The organism is Streptomyces sp. bgisy159, from assembly GCF_965341775.1.
GTDB lineage: Bacteria > Actinomycetota > Actinomycetes > Streptomycetales > Streptomycetaceae > Streptomyces.
On the sequence record NZ_CBDQZH010000023.1, the window covers coordinates 112,213 to 118,652 of the forward strand.

Consider the following 6,440-nt stretch of genomic DNA (forward strand, 5'->3'; position numbering starts at 1 on the left):
TCCTTTGTCGCGAGCACCGGTGGTGTAAGACGCACCCCTGGCCGATTCCCGGATCGGGTCAATCGGATCGCCGTACCCTGACCTCCGACTACACCGTCAGAAGTTGGCCAGGCGGATCTCGTAGCAGTCGCCACACATGTCCATGTCGGGGACGAGTTCGGCGGCCTGGTCACAGAAGGTGCAGACGCCTTCGTATGTGGATCCACAGTCGAAGCAAATCCAGGAGTCCTCTCCGGGCGAGCTGGCCAACGGAGTGCTGATCACGGAGTAGGCGCCGCAGCTGCTACAGCCGTTGAGGTCGCCGCCTCCGTCGGTGATGCTGACGTGCTTGCTGGAGCCGATGAACTCCCACGCGGCATCCTCGCCGGTGCCGTACTGCCTCGCGCACAGGAGGCAGGCGAGATCCTGGGCTCCTGCGTCGAGTACGACGGTGAACTGACCGCAGGAGCGGCACGAGGCCGTCGAGCTCTCATAGCCGTCCAACCGACTGCGCAGGGTCTCCATGCGCAGGGCGAGGAAGTCCGTGAGGTGCTTGAAACCGTCGCGTACCTGCTCCATGTGCTGCTCAACCGACCATGCCTCATCGGTCTCGTGGACCTGGGGCAGGATGTCGGTGTTGATGAAGCCGACCAGCAAATCGAGTACGGGAACGGTGCGCGCCTGTACGGCGAGGACCGTGTCCTTCAACCCGAAGTGCATGATCCGGTTGCGGAGGCTGCCCAGGGCCCTGAGGCCAGCGTCCTCCGGATCGATCGTGCTCTCGATCCGCACAGTGTCACGCAGACGTTCGATCGCTGTTTTGACGCCGCAGCTTTTGAAGTCACCGGCCTCGTGCTTGCGCTGGTCGAACAGCTCCACCTTTGTCCACACCAGCGCCGGATCGTGCATCTCCAGCCGGGCCTTCAGCAGCGTCTCAGCCGCAGCCTGGAGGTGCAGGACCGCGTACTTCATATCGCGCGGTCCCGGCTGCCCGTCGTCACCGGACAGTGAGCCGACGGCACTCACCAGGAAGTCGAGGCCGTTGACCAGAGCGGGGAAGTGGAGGTCTGCCGGTTGCTGCCCGGTACCGGTCACCAGCGAACCCCGTACGCCTTGTCGTCTTTCACCCTCATCGCCCTCCCCCTACGTCAGGTGCCGGATTCTCCGGGAAGAGTACCGGCGAAGGGCTGCCCCACCTCCGGGACAGCAGACGTCTGGAATGAGCGAGGGACCCTGCAAGCCCCTCATGTGTCACCTGTCCACCTGCATCCTGTCCACCACGTCTCCCCTGATCGCGGTGACCACGCTGGCCAGACATCTGCGCGGGGCAGCACAGTAGTCCTGAGCCGACGGATGGGCACGGGGCCTCGACTCGGCACGAGCGGCCCCTTCCGAGCTCTCTGAGGCCAGCCGGAGCATCGACGCCTACTGATCCTCCGGGGGTCGGATGGAATAGCTCCACTCATTAGTCAGCTGGAGGGGAGTCCGAGTTTGTCGAAGAACGCCCGGTTGCGTTCGGTGGCGGCGTTGACGAGACGGTCGAAGCTCACTACTTCGATGTATGCCTTGCACGGCTCATTGAAACCGAAATAACCCATGCCGTCATGGGTGGGCCGCAGGCCCGCGTATTCGCATCTGTCCACCATCGTCTTCGTGAGGTCCGCGAGGACATAGCAGAAGGCAGGTGCCTCACGCGTCGGGGGGATCGGCCGCCCCAGCGCGGTCTTCACTCCGCCGGCGCGCACACGCTTCACGTACTCCAGGCACTGCTGGATTGGGTCCTTGTCTTCCGAGGCGTCATTGCGCATCGGCCGTTTGACCTCGATCACGACGATGGACGGCAGCGGGAGCGTTCCCCCTTCCGCGGCCAGCACCGGCGAGCCGACGAGCCGAGTCGCGAGCAGGTCGGGCTCCCTCGTCGAATTGGAACCCGTGATCGGCATGCTCTTGAGCGTCTTGTCAGAGGCGAGGTAGTCGTGGAACGCGAGCCTCTCGTCGATGATCCAGAGGTTGGAGGCATCGGTGCCGATCTCGTTCGAGTCGGTCCGCATCGGCATGAGCAGGGAGTGGATCGCGTCCTCCTTGCTGTACCTACCCTGGTCGTCGGACCTGATCTGCCTGGCGAGTACGTCGAGGATCGTTCGTCGGCGCGAGACGTAGGCGGCCAGGTCGGACTGGTTGATGTCGGTCACTGTGTTCAAGTACCGGGCGAGCCGTTCGTCGTAGCCCTCCGGTTGGGCGGAGCCTGCTTCGCCCAGGACGGCGTGGCCCTCGGCCAGCGCGAACGCTTCGAGCTTCTGGAGGTTGCTGTGCAGCAGTAGTTCGAGGTCTTGGTCCTTCATGGACGGATCCACGGATACGCCGAGCTGCTCGAGTCGCGACAGGACGGGCCGGTATCTCGGAGCACGGTTGCTGACGAACTCGTGGACCCGGGCCTTGCCCTCCTCGCGTGCTGCGCTGAGCGGCCCGGCGAGGATGCTTTCGACTTCCTTGAGCACGCTCTCCCGGATGTCGTCCATCGACACATCTTCGATCAGTGGGGTGCCCGGCACACGTTCGCTGATGTCGAAGGCCGTACGGTCGGCGCGGACGTGGCTGTCCAGGAAGTCGGAGGACAGGTAGCAGACGTACGTAAACGGGGAGGACTCCGCGTCTTTGAGCCTTCCGTAGAGCCCTGGCACCCTGCTGGTGAGGTTTTCCTCCACCACCACACGGTTCGCAGCACACCAGTACAGCCGTGGCGCGAGATTCCTCGGCGAGGACTTCAGGCGGAGGCTCACCATCTCAAACCTCTCCCCCTTGACCTCGATCGATGTCCTTTGCATGTCGGAGTACACGAAGTCGTGCATGAGGCTATTGAGCGAGACCGCCCCGTCATCGTCTGCCACCGTGATGTCGGGCGCGCCGCCGGGACGCAGGAAGTACCAGATGCAGTGCTCGAATACCTCACGGGCAATGGCCTCGACGGTCTTCAGCGCGCTCTGCTGAAAGGGCCTTTTGAACCCGTCGAGGCTCACGGTCGTGCCGACCTCGGCTGGAGTGTCCGCTTCCCCGTCCGGCTCAACCTCTCCCTGGACGGAGAAGCGGAACTGCCGCCCCTTGAGGCATCCGGCTTCGTCCTCGTAGGCGCTGCGGACCGTGACCCTGTCGAACGCCTTGAGCCAGAGCAGGCGCCCCACACCGCGGCAGCCCATGTCGGCCTTGTGGTCGCTGTCCAGCGTCTCGAACGATGTCATGTTCTCCGGAGTGAAGCCCACTCCGTTGTCCTCGACGCTGAAGCCGACTATGGGCTTCAACGCCGCGCGTCCTGGGCCGACATGGCTGAAGTCGAGTGCTTCCTGCTGGCTGCGCCGGATCCTGATGCTCAGACGACCGGGCTCCATGTCGTCGCCGAACCGGGCGTCGATCGCCTGAATGCCGTTGACCACGGCCTCTAGGAGCGGCAGAAGGGCATGGCTTTTGGGCAGGCTCGTATTCCGGACCCGGCCGGCCAGCGACGTGGTCAGCGCCATCGTCTTCCTCCTCGCTCCAGGCCGCCCACCCTAGCGGCCGGGCTGGAGCAAAGCGTGCTGGGCGGCCGAGGTACCGGCGAAGTGACCTGCTCGCCACGGCCCGCCGCTGAACCTGCAGTCTGCCGCCCACGGCTCCGACTGAAGCTGCCAAGTGCCCGGCTTGATGTCCCGCCGGCTCGCAGAACCTAACCTGCCCGGCGATCCGCCTGACACCCCATCAGAACGAGCGTCAAATGAGCGTCACGAGCGTCATTTCAGCGTCAAGATATCGCCCGTAACGCCCACACCGCACATAATGCGCACAGGCAAAACCGCAGGTCAGGAGCCCTTTGCGGCCGGTTCAAGGATGGCAACGCACTCCACGTGATGCGTCATCGGAAACACGTCGACTTCAAGGGGCAACCTGATACGCGGCCGGCGTCAGGCCCACACCTTGTACTCATCAGCGAAGTACGGCCACGGCTGCCGACCGGCTTTGCCCTTCCGAAGCAGCTGGTCCATGCCGCGCGCCCAGACTTGTAGATCGCTAAGCTCCAGCACGAGCTGCTCGAGCCCTGCTCTAGCCATCGTGACCTGATGGCCGTGCCCTCGAATGATCATGACAGGCTGGGCTGTTTGCATCTCAGCTCCGCTCGGCAGTACCCACTCAGCGTCCAACCCATGCTTACCAAGCTCGTCAACAAGGTCGTCGGACGACAGTGTCACGGTGAAGACGAGAACATCCGCGATGAGGCCGGCACACTGCGCTGGCTGGAGCGGATAGATGCCCCACGGCACGGCCATGGTGTTGCGCGCCGCGCTGTCTCCGCTGCTGAAGCAGATGCGCTGTACCGTCAGTCGCATACGACGCAGCAGTGCCGCGTATGCGGCGTGGAACTGTCGGGCCGCTTCCTCCGCATCCCACCTGTTCCCAGCTGCCGCGATGTCGAGCGCCAGGAGACCACGCTGCCCCGGCACGCGCATCGTCTTCAGCCCCTCCTGGTGGGCGCGGCCCAAGGCGTCACTCAGCACGGACATATGGGTGGCGTAGGGCACACCGGTCTCGACGAGAACGGCCTTGTCCGGACCGGGGAGCGGCCCGCCAGTGTGCAGTGCCTCCGCCGCCAACCGGGTCCGTGTCAGTTGGGTGCTCTCCCGCCGCCTCGGATTCGTCTTCAGCTCGTAAAGGAGGATGTCCTGCTCGTCGTCGCCCCGATCACGGAACACGGTCACGTCGCCGATACGCAGACAGTCGGTGATGTCATGCAGCAGTGCGAAGCACCTGTTCTCGATCCACTGCTGCTCCGCGAACTGGATCTCATGGACCGTGCCCTCCTTACTGAGGGTCATTGGCCCCGGTGATTCGTTGCGGCGCAGCGCAAGTATGTAGCGCCGGTCGTACCGGAATGCCCGCCAGGCCATGGCGTCACCGATCGAGCGCAGTTGGCGCCCCACACGCTCCAGAACGTCGGACTCCAGTCGCCAGTCCTCCACGTCGCGAGGATCACCGACGACGAGATCAGGCGCGTCGGCAGGCAGCGACTGCCCCTTCCTGAGCCGCTTGATCACTCGCGAGCGCTCCGCACGCGCACGGTTCGCGGCCAGTGTGGCTAGCAGAAGTTCCCGCTGGAACGTCACGAAGTCCTCGGCGCTGTGGCATTCGCGCAAGTCCTTGATGAACCCGATCAGCCGCTCACCGTTCTCCCGGTGGAACGGGTGCTTGACCAGCGCGTTCAGCCGGTCCGACGGCATATCGGTCAACATCGGAGCCACGACAGCGATTCTGCCTAGAAACAGGAGCCGCTCTCCACTGAATTCGCATGCTTGCACCCATCGGCCCCAAGGGACCGGGAGGTCCTTCCCGAGGTGACCGACACGACGGTGGAGGAGTGGCGGCCGCCCCATGCCGACCTGACGTGGGCGAACGTGACCGGCCCGGAGTTCTACATGATCAACTGGGAGGACCGGGGGCATAATGCCACGAGGGCTGGACGCGGCAACGCTACGGGGTCATTCCCTCGCCGTCCCGGCCCTAGCGGAACGTGTGTGGAGCGAGCGACGGCCGGACTTGGAGAGCAGGCCCGGCCGGCTGATGGCGCTGTTCTTGTGCGCGAAAGTCACCGGGCCACGCGCACCCCGAGGATCCGCGGCTCGATCCGGCCAGGAAGGAAGGCCCTGTCCTGCGAGCTGTTCGAGGAACTCGGCGGCAATGTGGACCGAGGGCGGGCATGCGTGGATGGAGCGAGCCACCTCCGTCGTCCCACGGCCAGCCGGGCGCGAATTTGTTGATTCAGCCAAGGTTGAATCGGAGCCTCAGCTGGGTGCTGACCAGTTCGTAGCCTGCGAGGTCGGGGGCGCCGAATGGGTTGGGCAGGACGGTGATGTTGCGGCGGTCGCGGTCGAGGACGTGAGAGACGTACACGATAAAGTACGTCTCGTCCGGCTTCAGGCGAGAAGCGCGTCGAACCTCGGATTCGCCGAGGATGATCTCGCCGCTGTCGCCGGTGGATGCCTTGACCTCGTAGAGGTAGGTCGCGTCGCCGTCGTGGATGAGGAAGTCGTAGCCGAGTCGGTCGTCCCCCGGCTGCGCGCCGGCGAGCCCGTGGACTCGCAGGCCGGACTTCCATGAGTCCTGTGGTTCGACCCCGAACTGCTCTTGCAGCCACGCGGCCACCGCCGCCTCTCCCGCAAGGCCCACAGCCAATGTCCGGTCTTGGTCGCTCGCGGGGACCTGGTACGAACCGCTGTGCGACCTTGCACCGGACGACGAGGAGGTGCGTGGCCGCGGAATGCGGGGCGCGAGCGCCGTGGCGGACGTGGCCGAGGTGGCCCGCTGCTTAGGCGTGAGGTCTGCGGCCACCTCGCGGGCGAGCGCCGCCAGGTCGTCGGGCCGGGCCGACACGAGCCTGCCGTTCAGCATTACATGGGGGCCGGGGGGGGGGAAGAAACAGGCGCACCCCCCCCCCCCCC

Annotated in this window: 4 protein-coding genes and 1 pseudogene; 1 reads left to right on the forward strand and 4 read right to left on the reverse strand. The window is 65.2% G+C overall.

The window, feature by feature from the left end:
* Positions 1-96: 96 nt before the first annotated feature.
* From ACSLTV_RS22315 to ACSLTV_RS22325, 3 genes are all read right to left on the reverse strand, one after another.
* On the reverse strand, positions 97-1,074 hold the full coding sequence (locus ACSLTV_RS22315) for a hypothetical protein (protein WP_328919206.1): 978 nt from the start codon (positions 1,072-1,074) through the stop codon (positions 97-99).
* Positions 1,075-1,448: 374 nt separating this feature from the next.
* Positions 1,449-3,491 (reverse strand): ATP-binding protein, encoded by a 2,043-nt coding sequence (locus ACSLTV_RS22320; protein WP_385249404.1) that lies wholly within the window; start codon positions 3,489-3,491, stop codon positions 1,449-1,451.
* 420 nt (positions 3,492-3,911) lie between these two features.
* Positions 3,912-5,243 carry a hypothetical protein gene (locus tag ACSLTV_RS22325; RefSeq protein WP_435612758.1) on the reverse strand — a complete coding sequence of 444 codons (1,332 nt, stop codon included), beginning with the start codon at positions 5,241-5,243 and terminating at the stop codon, positions 3,912-3,914.
* 84 nt (positions 5,244-5,327) lie between these two features.
* Here ACSLTV_RS22325 and ACSLTV_RS22330 point away from each other — a divergent pair.
* A pseudogene (locus ACSLTV_RS22330) lies at positions 5,328-5,638 on the forward strand (hypothetical protein); the annotation flags it as partial.
* Positions 5,639-5,760: 122 nt separating this feature from the next.
* Here the strand turns inward: ACSLTV_RS22330 and ACSLTV_RS22335 are convergent.
* The gene (locus tag ACSLTV_RS22335) at positions 5,761-6,390 is read right to left on the reverse strand and encodes a protein NO VEIN domain-containing protein (protein ID WP_382102258.1); all 630 of its coding nucleotides are present in this window, start codon (positions 6,388-6,390) and stop codon (positions 5,761-5,763) included.
* Positions 6,391-6,440 lie beyond the last annotated feature (50 nt).